Annotated in this window: 21 protein-coding genes and 1 other annotated feature; of the genes, 1 reads left to right on the top strand and 20 read right to left on the bottom strand. The window is 38.6% G+C overall.

What is annotated here, in order from left to right; translation table 11 throughout:
• Positions 1-60: 60 nt before the first annotated feature.
• The 16 genes from pth to metG form a co-directional block, all read right to left on the bottom strand.
• Positions 61-624 carry an aminoacyl-tRNA hydrolase gene (gene pth, locus CEF16_RS16295; protein ID WP_091587556.1) on the bottom strand — a complete coding sequence of 188 codons (564 nt, stop codon included), beginning with the start codon at positions 622-624 and terminating at the stop codon, positions 61-63.
• Positions 625-1001: 377 nt separating this feature from the next.
• Positions 1002-1649 carry a 50S ribosomal protein L25/general stress protein Ctc gene (locus CEF16_RS16290; protein WP_091587513.1) on the bottom strand — a complete coding sequence of 216 codons (648 nt, stop codon included), beginning with the start codon at positions 1647-1649 and terminating at the stop codon, positions 1002-1004.
• A gap of 153 nt (positions 1650-1802) precedes the next feature.
• Positions 1803-2753 carry a ribose-phosphate diphosphokinase gene (locus tag CEF16_RS16285; protein WP_091587515.1) on the bottom strand — a complete coding sequence of 317 codons (951 nt, stop codon included), beginning with the start codon at positions 2751-2753 and terminating at the stop codon, positions 1803-1805.
• 37 nt (positions 2754-2790) lie between these two features.
• Positions 2791-4155, bottom strand: a complete 1365-nt coding sequence (glmU, locus tag CEF16_RS16280; protein ID WP_091587516.1) for a bifunctional UDP-N-acetylglucosamine diphosphorylase/glucosamine-1-phosphate N-acetyltransferase GlmU — start codon at positions 4153-4155, stop codon at positions 2791-2793.
• A gap of 441 nt (positions 4156-4596) precedes the next feature.
• Positions 4597-4890: a septation regulator SpoVG gene (gene spoVG / locus CEF16_RS16275; RefSeq protein WP_091587557.1), complete on the bottom strand. Its 294-nt coding sequence runs from the start codon at positions 4888-4890 to the stop codon at positions 4597-4599.
• Between the two features lie 255 nt (positions 4891-5145).
• Positions 5146-5520, bottom strand: coding sequence for a RidA family protein (locus CEF16_RS16270; RefSeq protein WP_091587518.1), 375 nt, complete (start codon positions 5518-5520; stop codon positions 5146-5148).
• Entirely contained in the window at positions 5517-6359 is an 843-nt protein-coding gene (gene purR / locus CEF16_RS16265) for a pur operon repressor (RefSeq protein WP_091587519.1), read from the bottom strand. The genes CEF16_RS16270 and purR overlap by 4 nt, the downstream gene beginning before the upstream one ends.
• Positions 6360-6419: 60 nt before the next feature.
• Positions 6420-7286 carry a 4-(cytidine 5'-diphospho)-2-C-methyl-D-erythritol kinase gene (gene ispE, locus CEF16_RS16260; RefSeq protein WP_091587521.1) on the bottom strand — a complete coding sequence of 289 codons (867 nt, stop codon included), beginning with the start codon at positions 7284-7286 and terminating at the stop codon, positions 6420-6422.
• Positions 7287-7517: 231 nt separating this feature from the next.
• Entirely contained in the window at positions 7518-7697 is a 180-nt protein-coding gene (locus tag CEF16_RS16255; RefSeq protein WP_091587522.1) for a small, acid-soluble spore protein, alpha/beta type, read from the bottom strand.
• Positions 7698-7842: 145 nt separating this feature from the next.
• Positions 7843-8094 carry a biofilm formation stimulator Veg gene (veg, locus tag CEF16_RS16250; RefSeq protein ID WP_091587523.1) on the bottom strand — a complete coding sequence of 84 codons (252 nt, stop codon included), beginning with the start codon at positions 8092-8094 and terminating at the stop codon, positions 7843-7845.
• A 253-nt stretch (positions 8095-8347) separates the two neighbouring features.
• A complete protein-coding gene (yabG, locus tag CEF16_RS16245; protein ID WP_091587525.1) occupies positions 8348-9232 on the bottom strand; it encodes a sporulation peptidase YabG in 885 nt (294 codons plus the stop codon).
• A gap of 387 nt (positions 9233-9619) precedes the next feature.
• Complete coding sequence (rsmA, locus tag CEF16_RS16240) at positions 9620-10504, bottom strand: 16S rRNA (adenine(1518)-N(6)/adenine(1519)-N(6))-dimethyltransferase RsmA (RefSeq protein ID WP_091587526.1); 885 nt, start codon at positions 10502-10504, stop codon at positions 9620-9622.
• On the bottom strand, positions 10497-11069 hold the full coding sequence (rnmV, locus tag CEF16_RS16235; protein ID WP_091587528.1) for a ribonuclease M5: 573 nt from the start codon (positions 11067-11069) through the stop codon (positions 10497-10499). The genes rsmA and rnmV overlap by 8 nt, the downstream gene beginning before the upstream one ends.
• A gap of 317 nt (positions 11070-11386) precedes the next feature.
• The gene (locus CEF16_RS16230; RefSeq protein ID WP_091587530.1) at positions 11387-12589 is read right to left on the bottom strand and encodes a G5 and 3D domain-containing protein; all 1203 of its coding nucleotides are present in this window, start codon (positions 12587-12589) and stop codon (positions 11387-11389) included.
• A 212-nt stretch (positions 12590-12801) separates the two neighbouring features.
• Positions 12802-13569, bottom strand: a complete 768-nt coding sequence (locus CEF16_RS16225) for a TatD family hydrolase (RefSeq protein WP_091587531.1) — start codon at positions 13567-13569, stop codon at positions 12802-12804.
• Between the two features lie 133 nt (positions 13570-13702).
• The gene (gene metG, locus CEF16_RS16220; protein WP_091587533.1) at positions 13703-15700 is read right to left on the bottom strand and encodes a methionine--tRNA ligase; all 1998 of its coding nucleotides are present in this window, start codon (positions 15698-15700) and stop codon (positions 13703-13705) included.
• Positions 15701-16076: 376 nt separating this feature from the next.
• Positions 16077-16329, bottom strand: a binding site (T-box leader).
• 435 nt (positions 16330-16764) lie between these two features.
• Here metG and CEF16_RS16215 point away from each other — a divergent pair.
• The gene (locus CEF16_RS16215) at positions 16765-17055 is read left to right on the top strand and encodes a transition state genes transcriptional regulator AbrB (RefSeq protein ID WP_091587535.1); all 291 of its coding nucleotides are present in this window, start codon (positions 16765-16767) and stop codon (positions 17053-17055) included.
• A gap of 172 nt (positions 17056-17227) precedes the next feature.
• Here CEF16_RS16215 and rsmI read toward each other — a convergent pair whose 3' ends face one another.
• From rsmI to yabA, 4 genes are all read right to left on the bottom strand, one after another.
• Positions 17228-18094 (bottom strand): 16S rRNA (cytidine(1402)-2'-O)-methyltransferase, encoded by an 867-nt coding sequence (rsmI, locus tag CEF16_RS16210; RefSeq protein WP_091587537.1) that lies wholly within the window; start codon positions 18092-18094, stop codon positions 17228-17230.
• A 33-nt stretch (positions 18095-18127) separates the two neighbouring features.
• Positions 18128-18385 carry a GIY-YIG nuclease family protein gene (locus CEF16_RS16205; RefSeq protein WP_091587538.1) on the bottom strand — a complete coding sequence of 86 codons (258 nt, stop codon included), beginning with the start codon at positions 18383-18385 and terminating at the stop codon, positions 18128-18130.
• On the bottom strand, positions 18372-19109 hold the full coding sequence (locus CEF16_RS16200; RefSeq protein ID WP_091587540.1) for a tRNA1(Val) (adenine(37)-N6)-methyltransferase: 738 nt from the start codon (positions 19107-19109) through the stop codon (positions 18372-18374). The genes CEF16_RS16205 and CEF16_RS16200 overlap by 14 nt, the downstream gene beginning before the upstream one ends.
• Positions 19110-19327: 218 nt before the next feature.
• Positions 19328-19675, bottom strand: a complete 348-nt coding sequence (yabA, locus tag CEF16_RS16195; protein ID WP_091587541.1) for a DNA replication initiation control protein YabA — start codon at positions 19673-19675, stop codon at positions 19328-19330.
• Positions 19676-19692: the final 17 nt, after the last annotated feature.

Genomic DNA, 19692 nt, shown 5'->3' with positions numbered 1-19692 from the left:
TTAGACTGTAACTGTTGTCTTAGTATGAACCGCAAAAATAGGAGCTATACTTCCGTTTGGTTAATTTTTCCTGTTGTAGTGATTCATCACTTCATTAAATGGTTTAGTAAACCACGCTTCTGCTGCTTCTGCTGATAAATGAATGGTTTCTTCCACGGCTTTTTTATCACCTGGAGCAAACGTTCCTAGTACATGAGATGTCACTGAATCACCTTCTGGCGGCCTTCCAATTCCAATACGAACTCGTTTAAATTCCTTTGCTCCAAGTTGATTGATGATAGACTTTATACCGTTATGTCCGCCATGGCCTCCTTTTAAACGCAGACGCAGCGATCCAGGCTCTAAATCCAGGTCATCATAAACGACCATAAGATTTTCTACTTCCACATCATAAAATGTCATAAGCGGACGTATTGCTTCTCCTGATAAATTCATGTAAGTCATTGGTTTGATGAGAAAAATCTTTTCTCCTCCTGCTCTTGATTCGGCAATGAGACTTTTTTTTCCTTCTTTCCAAGACAAACCTAAATCATCGGCTAATTTATCTAATGCAGCAAATCCTACATTATGACGCGTGTCTTTATATTTTCGACCGGGGTTCCCAAGTCCTGCGATAACTTTCACGTTTACTTGCTCCCCTTCCATTAAAACTTTTACATCTTGATTAGAAAAACTCTGCTTGCCGCAAAGTCCTTATGGAGAAGTCGTATACTTTAATCTTTTAATGAAGTTAAACTTTCTTAAAGTATAAAAATAAACATTCTTAAATGTATAAAGAACGCAGACAGCCGGGGCTTGTCCTTAAAGAAAAGAGAGCCATTGCCCGCTTTACTTAGACAACCTCTTCTGTCTGCGACAATCCATAAATAAGAAATGCGTAAGTTGAGAGTAATGCCCGGCTATCCGCTGGTGACGTGAGACATCAGCGGCTCACCTCATATGCATTTCCAGCATGCGATAAAAAGGCATAACCGTAAAACGGCTATACCCTTTATAAGATATTATTCAGATTTTTCCTCTTCTTCTCCGTTGTCCTTAGTAGTCTCAACCAATTCAGGCTCTTCTCCTTCACTTTCATCTTCAGGTTCATGTTGTTGTTCAGGTGGAAGAACAGTTACTACGGTTTCTTCTGGTTCATTCGTAAATTCAAATTCTTTTCCAGATTTTAGATCGCTTATTTGAATGGAATCCCCGATATTTAACTCAGAAATATCAACAGTGATTTCTTCTGGAATGTCTGTAGGAAGGGCACGTACAGTTACATTGTAGAGAAGTGGAGATAAAACTCCTCCATCTTTTTCGCCAGGAGCGTCGCCTACAAGATTTACAGCTACTTCCGCTTCCATTTCTGATTTCAAATCAACTTCGAAGAAATCGATGTGAACAAGATAGTCTTTAATTGGATCAACTTGAAGATCATGAACAATGACTTTATGTTTTTTGTTTTCTCCCTCAATATCCAATTCAATAATACCATTTCTGCCAACTTCGCGAAGGGTTTTTACGAAAGTGATATTTGGTACAGAAACAGCAGTGCTTTCTATTTCTTTTCCATAAAGTACTGCAGGTACATATCCATCAAGACGTAATTGTTTTGTTTCTGATCTTTTCAGATTTTTGCGTGTCTTAGCTTCTAATACTGCAGACATAGTGTTTCACCTCATTTAGTTTATCTTCTTGAATTCTCTATTTAACTCACTTAAAACGGGATTCTACCATTCCATTTCCTAAAAATCAAGTATTTTGTCTTAAGCAGACCTATAAGACAAAAATCACAGGACGGTATTTTTGATTGTTACTCTTTATTCAAACAACGTGCTTACAGAGGTTTGTTCATGCACGCGAATAATAGCTTCTGCAATTAATGGTGCTAAAGAAAGCTGTGTAATTTTATCTATTTTCTTCTCTTCTGGAAGAACAATGGTGTTCGTTACAGCAAGCTCTTTAATGTTTGAGTTTTGAATGCGTTCAATAGCAGGACCAGACAAGACCGGGTGTGTACTGCAAGCATACACTTCCATAGCTCCTGCTTCTAAAAGAGCATCTGCAGCTAATGTCATCGTTCCGGCTGTATCAATTATATCGTCTACAATAATCGCCGTTTTTCCTTCGACATTACCGACAATGTTCATTACTTCTGATACATTAGGCTTTGGCCGGCGTTTATCAATAATTGCAATGGGTGCTTTTAAGCGGTCTGCCATCTTTCTTGCTCTAACAACCCCGCCATGGTCAGGAGAGACAATAACAGTATCTTCTACCCCTTTATCTTGAAAATGTTTAGACAAGATAGGCTCTGCTAAGAGCTGATCTACTGGTATGTCAAAAAATCCTTGAATTTGCGTAGCATGCAGGTCAATCGTTAATACACGAGTTGCCCCAGCTGTTTCAAGTAAGTTTGCAACTAGTTTTGAAGTGATTGGTTCTCTTGATCTTGCTTTTCGATCTTGACGGGCATATCCATAATAAGGAATGACCACATTAATTGTTTCTGCAGAGGCTCTTTTCATCGCATCGATCATAATAAGAAGTTCCATCAGGTGTTCATTCGCTGGTTCTGATGTAGATTGAACCAAAAATACATCACAACCCCGGATGCTCTCTTCAATATTAACTTGAATCTCCCCATCACTAAACCGCTTTACTGAGCTTTTTCCCATCTCTACTCCAATTTGTTTGGTAACCTCATGGGCCAGGTTAGGGTTGGAGTTTAAGGTGAACACCTTCAAATAAGGATCGTCATATATAGACATCAATTATTCCCTCCGTTACATTAGTTTAAAAACGTGATCAATCCTTTTTTTTTGCATAACCTTCTTTATTCGTTTGTCTCGCACGGGCAATTGAAAGAGCGCTTCCGGGAACATCATCTGTTATAGTAGAACCAGCTGCCACATAGGCACCCTCACCTATTGTGACCGGGGCAATTAAATTGGCATTACATCCTACAAAGGCACCGTCTTCAATTTTTGTAAGAAATTTATTTTCACCATCATAGTTGACGGTTATTGAACCACAGCCTAAATTGACACTGTTTCCAACTTCAGCGTCTCCAATATAACTAAGATGCGAAGCTTTGCTTGCTTTTCCAAAGCGGGACTTTTTAACTTCCACGAAGTTCCCTATTTTTACTTCATCATCAATCACAGAATCCGGTCTAATATGAGCATACGGTCCAATTTTAACATCGTTTCCAATGTCACTTTGTGCAATAACTGACTGTTTTATTTCACATTCGGATCCGATTACACTTTCTGTAATTTCTGTATGTGGGCCAATTACACACTTTCTGCCTATCTTCACTACACCGTTTAACATCGTACCCGGGTACAATACAGTATCCTGGTCAAGAATCGAATCAGCAGAAATATAGGTGTGGTCCGGATCTATAATGGTTACGCCTTGCCTCATCCAATATTCATTAATTCTTTGTTTTAAGGCTTTTTCAGCTTTAGCAAGAGCTGCTCGATCATTTACCCCTATCGTTTCGGAAAAATCAGGTGTTTGCCAAGCAGATAATGTTTCGCCTTTTCTTTTTAGAATTTCTATAACATCTGGAAGATAGTACTCCCCTTGTGCATTATTATTCCCAACTTGTTTTAAAGCTTGAAAAAGGGTTTTATTGTCAAAACAGTACGTTCCTGTATTAATTTCTTTTACTGTGCGTTCTTCTTCATTTGCATCCTTATGTTCAACGATTCTAGTCACTTGACCGCTTTTGTCACGAATGACACGTCCGTAACCTGCTGGATCTTCTGCTCTTGCTGTAAGGACAGTTGCTTTAGCCCCCGTTCTCTCATGGTGTTCCATCAGCGACTCCATCGTTTCAGAACGGATTAAAGGTGTATCTCCGCAAAGCACGACTGTTACCCCATCCTTATCGGCTAACAGCTCCTCCGCCTGCATGACAGCATGTCCGGTTCCCAGCTGTTCTTCTTGTAACACATAAGAAACACGATCACCCAAATGCTCTTTTACTGCATCGGCACCGTGTCCTATTACCGTCACCACTTCCTGAAGTCCAGCTTGACTCACTTGGTCTGCCACATGTTCTACCATAGGCTTTCCGCATACAGGATGAAGCACTTTATACAAATCTGATTTCATTCGTTTTCCTTGTCCTGCGGCTAAAATAACCGCGTAACGATTGCTCATTATTCATCCTCCAAGTATCCGGTTTTCCCTTACGAATATATCCTAAAACCCTCTTTATTTCAAGGAAAGTCAAAAGATTATCATTACTTTACAAAACTTTCCGCTTCCAATTGATCAATACAGGGTATAACTATACATGTTTCTTCCTTGCTTTATTATAATTATTGATAGGAACTAGAACAGACCAAATAATATTTTTAGAAAAACTACGACTTGCCATCTTATAATAGAAAAAGATGATGGCAGAGGCATAACTGCCTGGAAATTTAAAAAATATACTTTCTGACATTAGAAAAAACTCGACTTATCGCCGAGTCCTTATGACAATATACTTTTATCCTTTAACAAAGTTACACATTCCTAAAGTATAAAAAAATCAGGCGGCCTAATATAGATCAGGCCGCCTGATGGCGTAAGTATCATACAATATTATACCTAGTACTATGAAGCGCCGGCTTCTTCATATTCAGGATTTTCAAATTCTCCCTGGCGTTTGTACTCACCCAAAACAGCTGTTTGGATTTTTTCGCGAGTATGCGATGAAATCGGGTGGGCGATGTCTCTAAATTCCCCGTCAGGCGTGCGCTTACTTGGCATAGCTACAAACAAGCCGTTATTACCGTCAATCACTCTAATATCATGCACTACAAACTCACTATCCATCGTAATTGAAGCAATGGCTCGCATGCGTCCCTCGGTGTTCACCCGACGAAGCCTTACGTCTGTTACTTCCATTCTTTCACCACCTTTTTCCAAATAAAATACTTCTGCCATATAATTCAATAAAAAAGCCCCCTTTTCCTTCTCGATAAACTAAAAAATATTAAAATTTTTAAATTTATTAGGAAAACAGTCCCTAAACACTAGTACCTAACATGAATGATCTCTTTCCATTTAATAAAAGTTTTCTTTTTTATCCCTTATGTCATCCGCTGAATTTAAGCAATAAAAAAACCGCCAAACAGCGGTTTTTTAAGTACATTATAACTTTTATTTTACTAAAGCGATAACTTCGATCTCTACTAGCACGTCTTTGGGGAGACGAGCAACTTCAACACAAGATCTTGCAGGCTGATGTTTATTAAAATAATAACCATAAATCTCATTAACAGTCGGAAAAGTGTCCATATCTTTAATAAAAACAGTTGCCTTTACTACCGTATCTAAAGAGGCACCAGCTTCTTTAAGCACTGCTTTTAAGTTATTAAATACCTGATGAGTCTGTTCCTCAATGCTGCCTTTAACAATTTCTCCTTCAGGGGTTAAAGGAATCTGACCAGAGCTGTAAAACATATTGTTCACAACAATGCCTTGGGAATAGGGACCAATTGCTTCAGGGGCTTCTGTGGTAAAGATCTCTTTCATTTTTGATTCACCTCTTTTAGTTTCTTTAAAAAGTTGCCCGGAACCGCATTAACCAATTTTTGTCTCTCATTCACTTCTTCAAGTCGTGCAATAGACACATAGTCATCCACAAGTCTTTCTTCTACATCTTCAGCTTCCACTAGCACACCGATACCAACTACATTGGCATTGAACTCTTTTAATAAATCCATCATACCTCGTGCTGTACCGCCAGCTTTCATAAAATCATCAACAATTAGTACATTAGCACCTTCTTCGAGGCTTCTTCTAGCTAAGGACATCGTTTGAATACGTTTAGCAGACCCTGAAACATAATTAATGCTGACCATAGAGCCCTCTGTTACACGGTGGTCCCTGCGCACAATACTTACTGGCACATCTAAATAAGACCCAATAGCATAGGCTAAAGGTATTCCTTTCATCGCTACTGTCATAACGGCATCAATCTTTTGATCTGAAAACACAGCAGCAAATAATCTGCCAATTTCATTCATCAAACGAGGGCTCCCTAGAATATCCATCATATATAAGTATCCACCTGGCAGCAGTCGTTCTTTGTCTTCTAGTTTTTGATTTAATTTTTCCACAAGCAGCTTTCCTTCTTCTTCTTCCACCATAGGGACATATTTTACGCCGCCGCTTGCTCCTGCTATCGTTAATAGGGAACCAATTCCCTGTGATTCGAATATTTCTTTCACAATCGTTAAATCTTCACTTATAGAAGATTTGGCGGATTGATATCTTTCCGAAAAATAACTTAGTGATACAAGCTGGTGGGGATGCTGTAACAAATAATAGGTCATATCCACTAACCGGCCGCTCCGTTTCAGTTTTTTCATGAGTACCTCCATAAAATCCGAATGTTGTAATTGAAATATATCATTTTTATCCGGATTTTATCAAGCTTCCTTATCACTTATCAAACGGACAGCGTATACTTGATCACAAAACCCTCTCAAGGCATTGTAAACTCGATGTAGTCTTGATTCCTTCTTTACCAATCCGAATACGGTTGGGCCGCTTCCGCTCATTAAAGCAGCATCTACACCGGAATCAAGCATTCTTTCCTTAATACGTTTTACCTCTGGATAAAGAGGAAGGGTTACCTGTTCTAACGAATTGAAAAGATTATTGCAAATTGCACGGTAATCATTGCTTTCAATAGCCTTAATTATTTTTTCAGAAGCTTGTTCTTTTGGTGGATCCTCTATCTTCATACGCTGATAAATTTCTCTAGTAGATACCCCAATTGGAGGTTTAGCTAGTATTACCCAGCACGGAGGAGGAGAAGGCAGCGGTTTAATGATTTCTCCTCTGCCTGTAGCAAGCGCCGTCCCTCCATAAACACAAAAAGAAACATCAGAGCCGATTTCTGAACCTAGAGTTGCTATATCAGCTGTAGAAAGCCCTATCTCCCATAATTCATTTAACCCTTTTAATACAGCTGCAGCATCGCTGCTCCCACCAGCCAAACCAGCTGCCACCGGAATATGTTTATGTATGTAAATGGAAACACCCAGCTTAATATCATAACGGTACTGCAAAAGAGAAGCTGCTTGATAAGCTAAATTACGTTGATCAACAGGTAAGAACCCTTCAGATAACTCTATTGTTATTTTTCCATCTTCTCTAATCTCTAAGTCAAGACGGTCCGCCAAATCGACTTGACTCATAACCATTTTTACTTCATGGTAGCCGTCTTCTCTTTTATGCAGTACATCAAGCGATAAATTAATTTTTGCTGGGGCTTTTATTGATCGTTTCACCTTTTATTCTCCTTCTCTTCCTTACACGACCATTCTTTTACCGTTCAAGTCGTTAATATCTCTGTACATTTTAGTCGAAATATCTTCTCATGTACAGGCTCGAACATTAGAAAACTTGACTTGCTGAAAAGTCCCTTTGGTAAAATCCTTAGATGATTCCTAACTATTAGATAAAAGAAGCAAACTCCGGGGTAGGAACCCCGGAGCGTTAAATACCTGCGATTACAGCTGTTACTTTTTATTTTCGGCTAGACTCTCTTCAGCAATTTGAACGGCTCGTTTGACCATGTTACCCGCATCCCGGGATTTAATGCCTCCCCAGCCTTCCTTCTGCACTGTATCATAAAAGCCAAGCTCTTTTGCAATCTCTACTTTTAAATCATTAGACATTATACCTCGTCTTGGGCTCAAATTGTCCATCTCCTTAAAAGAAAGAATTGTACTAACATCGCAGGTATATGTATAGAGTGCTCTCTAAAAGACATAAATATAGCTTCCTGTCGCAATAAACAGAAAGCCAATTTATACTGCTTTATGAACGATTTTCCATTGATTATTATGCTTGAAGTTCTTCCTCACACATAGTTAGCTGCACTGTCTTAGTGAGTACATCTGTGTAACTGTAAGAAATTCGTTCGACAGAATGCTTGTCCTTGTCTAATTTAACAATAAAGACAGAAGGATAAGTTTCTTCAAGCAAGCCGGAGCGTTCAATTGTTTTCTTACGTCCGCCATTAGCAACGATTGTAACCTTTTTCCCGACATTAGCATCCAGTGCTTCTTTAATTTCTATCAGCGTTTTTCCCATGGTTTCGGACCCACCTCACTCATATTTTATTGTAGCATCCTAACTCTTAAATGTCAAATAAAATTTTTAATTATATCAATGATATGGTTTTATTGTCAATAACTATTGAAGAATTCATAAATTATTTTAACTCACAATATTTAGTTTACGCTAAATTTGGTTTCGTATTCCTTCTTTAAACAATAATTTCTTATAAGCAAATGCAATTGTAAACGAAAAGACCGGAATGGCTGCTTCCGGTCTTGTTTTGGTATTATTCATCGATTTCGTTGGAGAAGGAATGGTCTTCCTTCCATGGCAGCCCTTTACGTAAGACACCTTTGGTTTCGAGTCCTCCTAAGCCTTCTTGACCAGTTAGGGTGTGGCGAATCAATTGCAGCACTCCTATGCGATCCATAAAAGGAGTTAAGCTGACTTTGGCCGCAATATACACAGGGTCGAGAGCATGTATATTTACACGTTCTGGGGAACTGGCAAAATTTGAACCAGCTTTTAACAGCCATTCAAAATAAGACTGGCAAGCTCCAGCAAATATAATAAGCTGATCAAGCTGGGGGACAACCTTTCTTGCTTCTCTAACCGTCTGTCCAAAAACCTTCGAATGTCTATAAGCCTTTAAATCGTTTTCTGCACCTCTAGAAGGAATAAAAGCATCATGGCCTGTGATGACCAAAATATCCGGACGTACCATGTGCAGTAATGACGCTATTTGATCGGGCATTTCCTTTTCAGGTATGTGTACACCGTATACAGGAATTCCCAGCCGCTCATATAAGGCGGTGCATTTTGCTAAATAGTATGGATCACCATCAAGGTGAAGAACACGGCCTCGCATCTCAAAGTATGAAGCTTTTTCTTTATAACCTTCTGTTGCTTCATGTTCATTTCTTTCTTTCATTAAACGAGCTTCCTGACGAAATAGTCTATAGCTGCACTCTTCTTTTTCTCGAGCATTTTTTTCATGTGTTCTTCTTTCTTCATCATCAACTTTTTTTAGATCTTCTAGAGGTGCATCAGCGGCCAGGCGAAGCTCCTCTCCCGCAAGCTCTGCCTTATTCTGGTCAATGGCTGTTATTCGAAAAACTATATCACAGTCATAGGAATAGCGTGCGACGAGGTCACCTACTTTAAGTTCCACCTGCTTCTCCCCCTTCTCTCGTCACAGCCTATTCCCAATAATAAAAATGTGTGCAAAGAAATGCAGCTTAATGGATTCTCATTTTTGTATAAAAACTTTTATTATGAAATAAGGATGGCTTTTGTGCAGCTAAGTAATGGTCATTTATGCCTTTTTTCTTGCTGATTAATGTAAATATATCAACCAGAATATATTTTATTATAACTTTCTGAAAAAGGGTGATTTTCCTGCCCGAGAGCTGTGCGCAGAAACTAAACATTTAAAACGTTAGAAAAACTATGGCGGAAACCGTAGTTTTTCTTATACTTTGATCCTTTAGCAAAGTTAAACTTTCCTAAAGTCAAAAAAGCTGTCATAAAGATGACAGCCTTGCCCTTTCATATGGATCTAAGAAATGTCGGTTATGCGTTCATAAAGCTGATTGCTAAGATGAGCAAATTCTTCCATGGACAGGGTTTCTCCCCTTCTTTTCGGGTCAATATCGGCTTGCTCTAAAGCATCAGCCAAAAGATTTTTTCTCTCTTTACCCAACAAATTATGCTGCAGATTGTTCCAAATCGTTTTTCTGCGCTGAGCAAAGGAAGCACGTACTACTTGAAAGAAAAATTGTTCGTCTTTTACATCCACTGGCGCTTTATCTCGTATTTCTAAGCGCAGTACAGCTGAATCGACATTTGGCCTTGGCACAAACACTGTTTTCGGTACGGTCATCACTGTAGCTGCTTTTGAATAATATTGCACCGCTATCGATAAAGAACCGTACTCTTTAGATCCAGGTTTTGCAGCAATTCTATCTGCTACTTCCTTTTGAATCATAACGACGATTCGAGTGACCGGCAAGCGTTGTTCTAGCAGTTTCATTAGTATCGGAGTAGTGACATAATAAGGTAAATTACCCACTACGGCTGTCTCCTTTACTGTCTGCAGTTTCTCCTTTAGAACTTTTTTTACGTCTGCCTTCAAGACATCTTCGTGGTGAATAGAAACATTGGTGTATGGAGAAAGTGTGTCTTCTAAAATAGGGATTAAACGTCCATCGATTTCAAATGCTTCTACTTGTTTCACTCTTTTTGCAAATTGTTCCGTCAAGGCTCCTATACCAGGACCGACTTCTATGACACCGTCTTGTTCACTCATTCCGGCAGCCTCAGCAATTTGATTTAAAATGTTTACGTCAATTAAAAAATTTTGACCCAGGCTCTTTTTAAAGGAAAACCCGTGTTTTTCAAGAATTTCCTTTGTTCGGCCCGGAGTAGCGATATTTTTAATCACGGGTGTTTTCCTCCTCCAAAACCTCTTTTACAGCTTTAGCAAATTCATCCCGTCCCACATTAAACATTACTAAACGTTTTAAAAATTGTTTAGCATTGGCATATCCAATGTTTAAGATTTCCCCAGCTCGCTCTCTTCTATGTTGTGAACCCTGTCCGCCCATCATTCCAGCATCAATCAAATCTTGCCGGGTAACGGGGTGTTTATTTTTTATCGTTGAAACCGTCTCTTCTCTAACCTTTAGAATAGCGTTTCTTATCGCTTCAACGGAAGCATTTTCAATGCCTAAATTATCTTTCTTGGCAGAAAGTGCGTTTTCTTTTGTAAGAAAAGCATGTTTACAACCCGGTACTTCTCTGCTTACAATTCTTCTTATTCTCTCTCCAGGTACATCCGGATCTGTAAAAATAATTACTCCCCGCCGTTCTTGTGCAAGCGCAATACGTTTTAGTACAGATTCTCCAATGGCTGATCCGTTCGTCTCTATTGTATCCGCCTCTAATGCGCGTTTCACCGCAGTCGTGTCATCTTTTCCCTCTACTACAATACACTCTTGTATTTTCATTTTAAATACTGCCTCCCAGCAGGAGTATAACGGTATAAAAACCGTTTTTTTTTATTACGTTGGTTGGAAAGAAAGTTACATTAAGCAACAAATAAAGTGCTTGCTCTTTTCTTATTCTGCCTTATTATACTAGTTCTTTTTCCCTGAGAAAAGAAAACTTCTGCACTACTCACAAGCGCCTTGAAAGAGGAAATTCAGCTAAGATAAAGCAACTTCTAATAAAGACGCACAGGACGCGGGACGCGCTATTTGCAATATAATTAAAAAGCGTAATACAGATTTCGAGTCTGTATCACGCCTAAAACTCTTTTTATTCGTTAATCTAGAATAGTTACTTCTACCGTCTGCCTTCCAAATCTTCCTGCTTCTGCTTTACTAGGAACATGCAGATCGATTTTATTTCCTTTAATAGCCCCGCCTGTATCAGCAGCTACCGCTTCTCCATAGCCTTCCACGTATACGCGTGAACCTAGCGGGATGACAGACGGATCAACTGCAACCACTTTTTTGTTAGGGCTGTTGTTCAAATTAACTCCGGTTGCAGTAACTCCCGTACAACCTGAACAATTAGCTGTGTAAGCTGTTGCCTGCATAGAAATTGTACGTCCATTTGAAGATGGATTATTCCCTGATCCACCACGAGACGCTGTAACCGCAGGTTCACGTGCCCCCACAGCTACTACTTTATCTTCGCTTTCTTCAATTTGTTTTTCTTCTATCAATTCCCGAGAAACTTCTTCCCCATCTTCAAGGACTACTTCATACCGTTTCTCGATTATGCCTTTCTTACCGTCTTCCACCACCTCTTCTTCTCCCTTAGGCAGAGAATCATCACGGCGGGTAACGGTAGCATAATCTATTTCTTCTTCCACTACATCGGTGACCTTTTCCACCCGTACGACCTCAATATCTGTTTTACCGGTGATTTCTTTATCTTCACCAGGCTCTATCCGGTCTTCATCAGAAACTTCTACACCGGCATCTTCTAAAAGGTCAGCGACCGTAGTCGAAGTTGTCATTATTTCCTCTTTTTCCCCATCATATTTTACATTTACTGGAAAAGCAGACTCATATGTTACCTGCATTCCTTCTTCTATTGGCGTGTCTATATGTTTGCTTAAGTAATCATTTTTATCTAGTGTAATACCTTGTTCATCTACCAATTCTTCTACAGTGGCAGCTGTCGTCCATACATCTTTTTCTTCCCCATTATTAGATACGGAAATCTGCTTTGCCTGCGCCCATTCCACTGTCATATTTCCTGCAATAGGATCCTGAAGAGATGGAGTTATATCATCTTCATCCTTCATTTTGAACCCCTGTTCGTTTAGCAGTTCACCCACTGTTTTTGCGTGGGTAGTGACGGTAATGTTCTCTTTAGCATCCTTTACAATCGTGACCGTTGCTTTGGTTGTTTGATAAACCGCAGCAGTAATCATTAAAAGAATTGCTACCAAGACCAAGGCGAGCCTTTTTCCAGTAGTTAATCTTGAAAAAAAGGAATTCAGCTTTGAATTCATGGTCTAATCCTCCTCTACAAGCTAAGCATTATAGAGATTTCCACCTCCCGTGTCAATCCACATATTTTCCTACCTCATTATCTGCCATAGCAGAAAAAAAGAGAAGAAAAACTTATCGACACTGCACTGTATGTAAAAGGAGAGAAGAATAGAAGGATTTCGAATAAACAATAAGTCTTATACAATTTGGCATAAACTGACAAAGAAAAATGTCAGTTTATGCGGAAAAGTTTTTTAGCATTTGCTGTCGTTTGTTCTGCTAATGTTTCAAAAGAAATCTCTTTCAATTCTGCAATTTTCTCCGCTACTAATTTTACATAAGCGGGTTCATTACGCTTGCCGCGGTATGGATGTGGTGCCAAAAATGGACTGTCTGTTTCTACAAGAAGACGATCCATTGGAATTTCTTTAGCAACTTCTTTTGGTTTTTTGGCATTTTTAAACGTTACTGGCCCTCCAAATGAAATGTAAAAATTCATTTTCAAACACTCTTTGGCAATTTCCAAGCTGCCGCCAAAGCAATGCATAATTCCCCCAGTTTCCGCAGCATTTTCTTCTTTTAATATATCAACTATATCTTGATGAGCTTCTCTGTCATGAATAATAATAGGAAGATTTACTTTTTTAGCCAAATGAATTTGTTTGCGAAACACTTCTTTTTGTACTTCTTTTGGCGACTTATCCCAATGATAATCAAGTCCCATTTCTCCGAGTGCAACGACCTTCGGGTCAGCGGCCAATTCTTCTAACCACTTTAAGTCTTCTTCCGTCATATCAATAGCATCTACAGGATGCCAGCCCACTGCTGCATAAATAAAATCATATGTTTCTGCTAATTCCATAGCTTTAGGGATGGTTTCCCGGTCAAACCCAACCACAGTCATCCATTCCACCCCTTCTGATTTTGCTCTATTTATAGTATCTTCTACATCTTCCTCAAATTGGTCTATATTTAAATGAACATGGGTATCAAATAACATCATTTTCCTCCTTTTCACATTAACAAAAACTACTTTTTTTTTCGAAAAACTTGGCTTAACGCCTTTTCAAGGAAACTGTCTAATAACACAATCGCCCCGAGGTATTATTTCCCGAGGCGACTCCTTGCATTAATTAATTTACAACAGAACCGTTTGGAAGGTTAGCATCAATAGTTGCCAGTGTTAATTTACTGCCTTTCGAGGCAGCAAGAATCATACCTTGTGAAAGCTCTCCCCGTAATTTTACTGGTTTTAAGTTTGATACACAGATTACTTTTCTCCCTTTAAGGTCGGCTGGTGTGTAATGTTCTGCGATGCCAGACACAACTTGACGTCTTTCATCTCCTAAATCAAGTTGTATTTTCAACAGTTTGTCTGTCTTCTTTACAGGTTCAGCTTCTAACACTTCCGCTACTTTTAATTCTACTTTTGAAAAATCGTCTATATTGATTTTATGATTTTTTTCTGATTCTTGTTTCTTGTCACTTTCCTGGTCTTCTTCTGTTTTTACTGTTCCACCCATGTCTTTAATAATATTGGCTACTTCCTCTTCTACTTCCAGACGAGGAAATAGCGGTTTCCCTTTTTTAACAACAGTGGTTCCTTCATGCAGCTCACCGAAAGTACGCATCGTTTCCCACTTCGTTAAGGAAGACGGCACCCCTATTTGTTCCCACATCTTTTGAGGAGTGTCTGTCATAAACGGCTGAATCATAATGGAAATATAACGGAGAGATTCCGATAAATGGTACATAACCGCTCCTAATTGTTCCTTTTGCTCTTCATTTTTTGCCAGCATCCATGGCTGTGTTTCGTCGATATATTTATTTGTTCTGCTGACTAACTGCCAAATGGCGGTTAGAGCTACGGAGAACTCCATATCTTCCATCGCATTTTCTACTTTATTTACAGTAGCATACACTAAATCAACGAGAGAGGCATCGTAAGGCGTGCCGTCTTTAAGGTAGGCTGGTAATTCTCCGTCAAAATATTTATTTACCATTGCTACAGTACGGTTTAACAGATTTCCTAAATCATTAGCAAGATCATAATTTAAGCGGTCGACAAAGCCTTCGGGAGTGAAAACCCCATCTGAACCAAAAGGTACTTCGCGTAGTAAATAATAACGGAGTGCATCAAGTCCATATCGGTTAATCAGCGGGATGGGATCTACTACATTACCTTTTGACTTTGACATTTTTCCGTCTTTCATTAAGAGCCACCCGTGACCAAATACTTTTTTAGGTAAAGGCAGATCAAGAGCCATCAGCATGATAGGCCAGTATATCGTATGAAAACGTACAATCTCTTTTCCAACCAAATGTACATCAGCAGGCCAATATTTTAAATAAGCGTCTTCATTTTCACTTCCGTACCCGAGTGCTGTAATATAGTTTGACAACGCATCAATCCAAACATAGACGACATGCTCGGGGTCGCTTTTTACAGAGATCCCCCACTCAAATGCTGTACGTGAGACTGCAAGATCCTCTAGTCCAGGTTTGATAAAATTATTAATCATTTCATTTTTACGGGACTCCGGCTGAATGAATTCAGGGTTTTCTTCATAAAATTTCAACAAACGATCTGCATATTTACTCATACGGAAAAAATATGACTTTTCCCGTACCCATTCAACAGGGTGTCCACTCTCTGGACTTTTTCCACCTACTATTGTTCCATTTTCATCATATTCAGGGTCTTCAAGTTGAAGTTCTGTATAAAAAGTTTCATCTGGTACGGAATACCATCCTTCATACTCATCAAGATAAATGTCGCCATTGTCTTTTAATTTTTCAAAAATTTGCTGGACCATTTTTTTATGGCGTTCCTCTGTCGTTCTAATAAAATCATCATAAGATATATCCAATTTATCCCATAAATTTTTAATGCCTGCTACCACTTCATCAACAAACGTTTGAGGAGATACTCCTTTATCTTTCGCTTTTCGTTCAATTTTCTGTCCGTGTTCGTCGGTACCAGTTAAATATCTTACATCATACCCACGCAGACGTTTGTATCTTGCCATTGCATCCCCTGCTACGGTTGTATATGCATGGCCGATATGGAGCTTATCACTTGGATAATAAATAGGTGTTGTAATATAAAACGTTTTTTGTCCCTCTTCCATTATAAATCCTCCTTTATTTATATTCATTCTTTATTAAATAAAATCCAAGCGTGCTTCCTTTAGTTAAGAACCAAAATAGCAGAACGCTTAAATTCATACATATTAAAAAACTGTTTTTCATAGAGTCAATAAAAAAGATTTTAAAGGTGGATGCTGCAGAAGTAGTTTTGCTTATAATGTTTAGTCATAAAAAAGTATACTTCTTTTAGCAAAGGTAAACTTTTTATTTTCATTCTTTCGGAGATGTATCATAAGATTTATGTTGGCCTTAGCATATTAGAAAAACTTGGCTTACCGCCGAGTAATTATGGCGGAAGTCGTAGTTTTACTTTTAACAATTTAAACTTTCCTAAAGTATAAAAAAACCCTCGTCCTGCAAAGGGACGAGAGCTATACTCACGCGGTACCACCCAAATTTCTCCGCCTTTTTGCAAGTACGAAGCTTTATGCGCCGCCATTATATATATTCAGGCGCTCTCTTTAACGCAGAAGTACGTTCCTTTCTTACACAAAGGCTCGAAAAGAAATTCCTCCGGGACCATCTTCAAAAGTTCATACTGTACCGGTTTCCAGCATACCCGGCTCTCTGTAACAGATTTCCTCTTTACTCATCCCTTCATCGGACCTCATAAGTGTTCACATTTGACTATTTCCCACTAAGACTATAACGAAGCAATTTTATTGTGTCAAGCTGAACAGAAAGGTTATTTGCCGCTTTCATATACTATTATTTCTGTTTATAAGTAAGCTCATACATTCGACAATTTTTTTAGTATATGTCGAATGAACCATAACTCTTGTTCTATTAGCAGTATAACTTTGTTCATTAAATAGAAAATATCTTGTATTTTGGAAAATTTTTAGGTATGTTTAAAGTGACACATTTCTTTTAACCCTTGTTATGTCAGCCATTAAACAAAAATAGTAAAAATTTTCAAAGTTTATTAGTTTTTATAATTGACGTTTTTTGGAAAGATTGGTATTCTAAGTAGACAAAGATAGAGAATATTGTCGATTTTTGTCGACGTTTCCTTTTGTTATTTACATTTTGAGGAGGAGCTTGTATGAAATCTACTGGTATTGTACGGAAAGTGGACGAGTTAGGCAGGGTTGTTATTCCGATTGAACTTAGAAGAACACTTGATATTGCGGAAAAAGACGCTCTTGAAATTTATGTCGATCATGACCGTATTGTTTTAAAAAAGTATAAGCCTAACATGACATGTCAAGTTACAGGTGAAGTGTCCGAGGAAAACATCGCACTAGCAGATGGTAAAATCATTCTTTCTCCTGACGGTGCAAAGGAAATTATGAACGACCTCGAAGGTTTTGTAAATAAAAAGTCAAATGCTTAATCTCCGCGTGCTTATGGGGAAGCTGCAGTTTAAACAAAGTTAACCATTCCCAAAGTGTAAAAAAGACGAATTCCTTTTTTAGGAATTCGTCTTTTTTAGATAAAAGAGTCGGAGCTATGATTGCCGGTAAATCATCATAGTGTTTTAACCGAACTTCGAACTTTCCTTTTTCTTATAAATGATGATAAATAGCATACACTTCTCGTTTTGGCAGGTTCCTTTCCTTTGCTGTTTCCTTTATTGCATCTTTAGACGTCATTCCTTTTACAACATAACTATTAACATGTTCAGAAACAGTTAACGTTTCCCACCAAAGTGCCTGTTCTCTCTCTTTTGCATTTCCTCCTTCCACAATGAGACAGCACTCCCCTTTTACCGACTCTTCTTCTAGATACTCTCTTATTTTTCCTAAAGTCCCTCTCCATAGTTCTTCAAATTTTTTAGTCAATTCCCGTGCCAATACTGCTTTTCGATCTCCCCATTTCCTTTCTAAATGTTCGATGGTTTCTTTTATACGATAAGGAGATTCATAAAAGATGAGAGGAGCTTCAATATATGTGAGCTCTTCAAGTACGTTTTCTCGTTCCTTTTTTTTCCGCGGTAAAAAACCATAAAAGTAAAAGGGACCACCGCCGAGTCCAGACCCGGTTATAGCTGTTGTTGCAGCGTTGGCACCTGGCAGGGTAATAACTTTAAATCCTGCATCAATACACTGATACACCGCTTCTTTGCCTGGATCTGAAACAAGAGGCATACCTGCGTCGCTGACTAATGCTATTATTTTTCCTTCTTGCAGTAACGTTAGTATTTTTTGTCCTTTGTTTTCTTTATTGTGTTCATGATAGCTATCAAGGGGGGAAGAAATATCAAAATGAGAAAGAAGTTTACGAGTCTGCCTCGTATCTTCCGCAAAAATGATATCAGCTTCTTTTAGTGTTCTTACAGCCCGAAATGTCATATCTTCTAAATTACCGATAGGAGTTGGAACTAAATACAACACTCCTGTATCAGTTGATTGAAAACTCTTTTGCAGTCTCATTTTCTCACCCTTTCTGCAGCACGGACCAGTCAGCTAAATATTACCATCTACCAATGCTTTTTTTTCTTTGCGCCCCATTTTTTTCATCATGTATTCTGCTTGCATTGCTTCTTTTTTTGTCGAAAAAGCTTTTTTGTATACTAACCGAAATGGTCCGCGGCCTCTTGTGTATTTTGCTCCTTTTCCTTTCTCATGCATTGTCAGTCTCCGCTCTATATCTGGGGTATACCCAATGTAAAAAGTACCGTCTCCACATTGAAGCATATATACATAATGTTTAGCGTCCTTCATAATATTTCCTAAACTCCTCTGTATATTTACCATCGTCTGTATAAACAGTTAACGGCGGTAAACATGTCAATCCTGGTTTGCCATCCTTTATCCCTTCTAATAAAACAATATTTGAATCTTTTCCTTTTTTTGGATAAATACATTTCAAACGTTTCGGTTCCAGCCGATATTTACGATATACTTCCATTAATTCAGAAAGCCTCTCCGGTCTTAGTACCATAGACACTTTCCCTTTTTGCTTCACTAACCGTGAAGCTGCTTCCACCATATCGGTTAGCGTTCCATTTCGTTCATGACGAGCATTGGTGAAATAAGGGTTATCGTTCCATTCATTTTCTCCGGAAGTGGCAAAATACGGTGGATTACAAGTCACTAAGTCGGCCTGCCCGATGTTCTCTATTATGTTTTTTCTCCTGACATCTCCTTCTATAAATCTAAGTTTATGATCCAGGTTATTATATTGCGCGCTCCTCCTCGCCATATCAGCCAGTCTTGGCTGTAACTCTATTCCTGTTATAGGGACACAACTGCGAGTTGAAAGAACTAATGGAATAATACCATTTCCGCTGCATAAATCGATTATGTTTCCTTTGGTAATAGGTATATATGTAAACCTGGCTAATAGGACAGCATCAATAGAAAAGGCAAACACATCTTTACTCTGAATAATATGTAGCCCTTCCATTATATAATCAAGCCTTTCCCCTTCAGATAAGTAAGGCACCCTTATCACCATCCATCACATATTTTCTTCGACACACATTGCCTATTCGTGTTTATGTATTTTTTCTCATAATAGAAAATTGCCGCCCTATAAAGGGGAAATCGACTACAAACGCCACGTCCTTTACGTTGAATTTTACAGTTCACTTCTAACAGTATAAAAAGGGCTGTCCCTATAAAAAGGGCTGTCCCTATAAAAAGGGACAGCTTCTAGGAATTTTATTTCTGATGGAGAAAAGATAGACAAAATAAACAATCTCCATCTACTCTTAGACTTCCGTAATGCAAATTGCATATATGAAACCCTTCGTGATATAAGCGGGCAAGATTATCATACCCTTCCCCTACACTGGGGCGGTCTTTCATCGCTTTTTTGGGTTTTGTCGATTTGTTCGGCTGGTTTTTCTCTTCCATTCGTTCACGTAAGTGCTGATTTTCTAAGGCTAAAGCTTGATTTTCTTCAATCAGCATTGCAAGTTGTTCCTTTAATTCTCCCAACTCATCATGAAGAGCACCAATCCGCTCTTCCATATGAATAACTTGAGAAAATATTTCTTTCTTCTCCACGTTCCTTCCACCTCAAT

The sequence above is a fragment of the Alteribacillus bidgolensis genome (assembly GCF_002886255.1).
Taxonomy (GTDB): Bacteria; Bacillota; Bacilli; order Bacillales; family Marinococcaceae; genus Alteribacillus; species Alteribacillus bidgolensis.
This window is presented reverse-complemented; position numbering and strand designations above follow the sequence as displayed.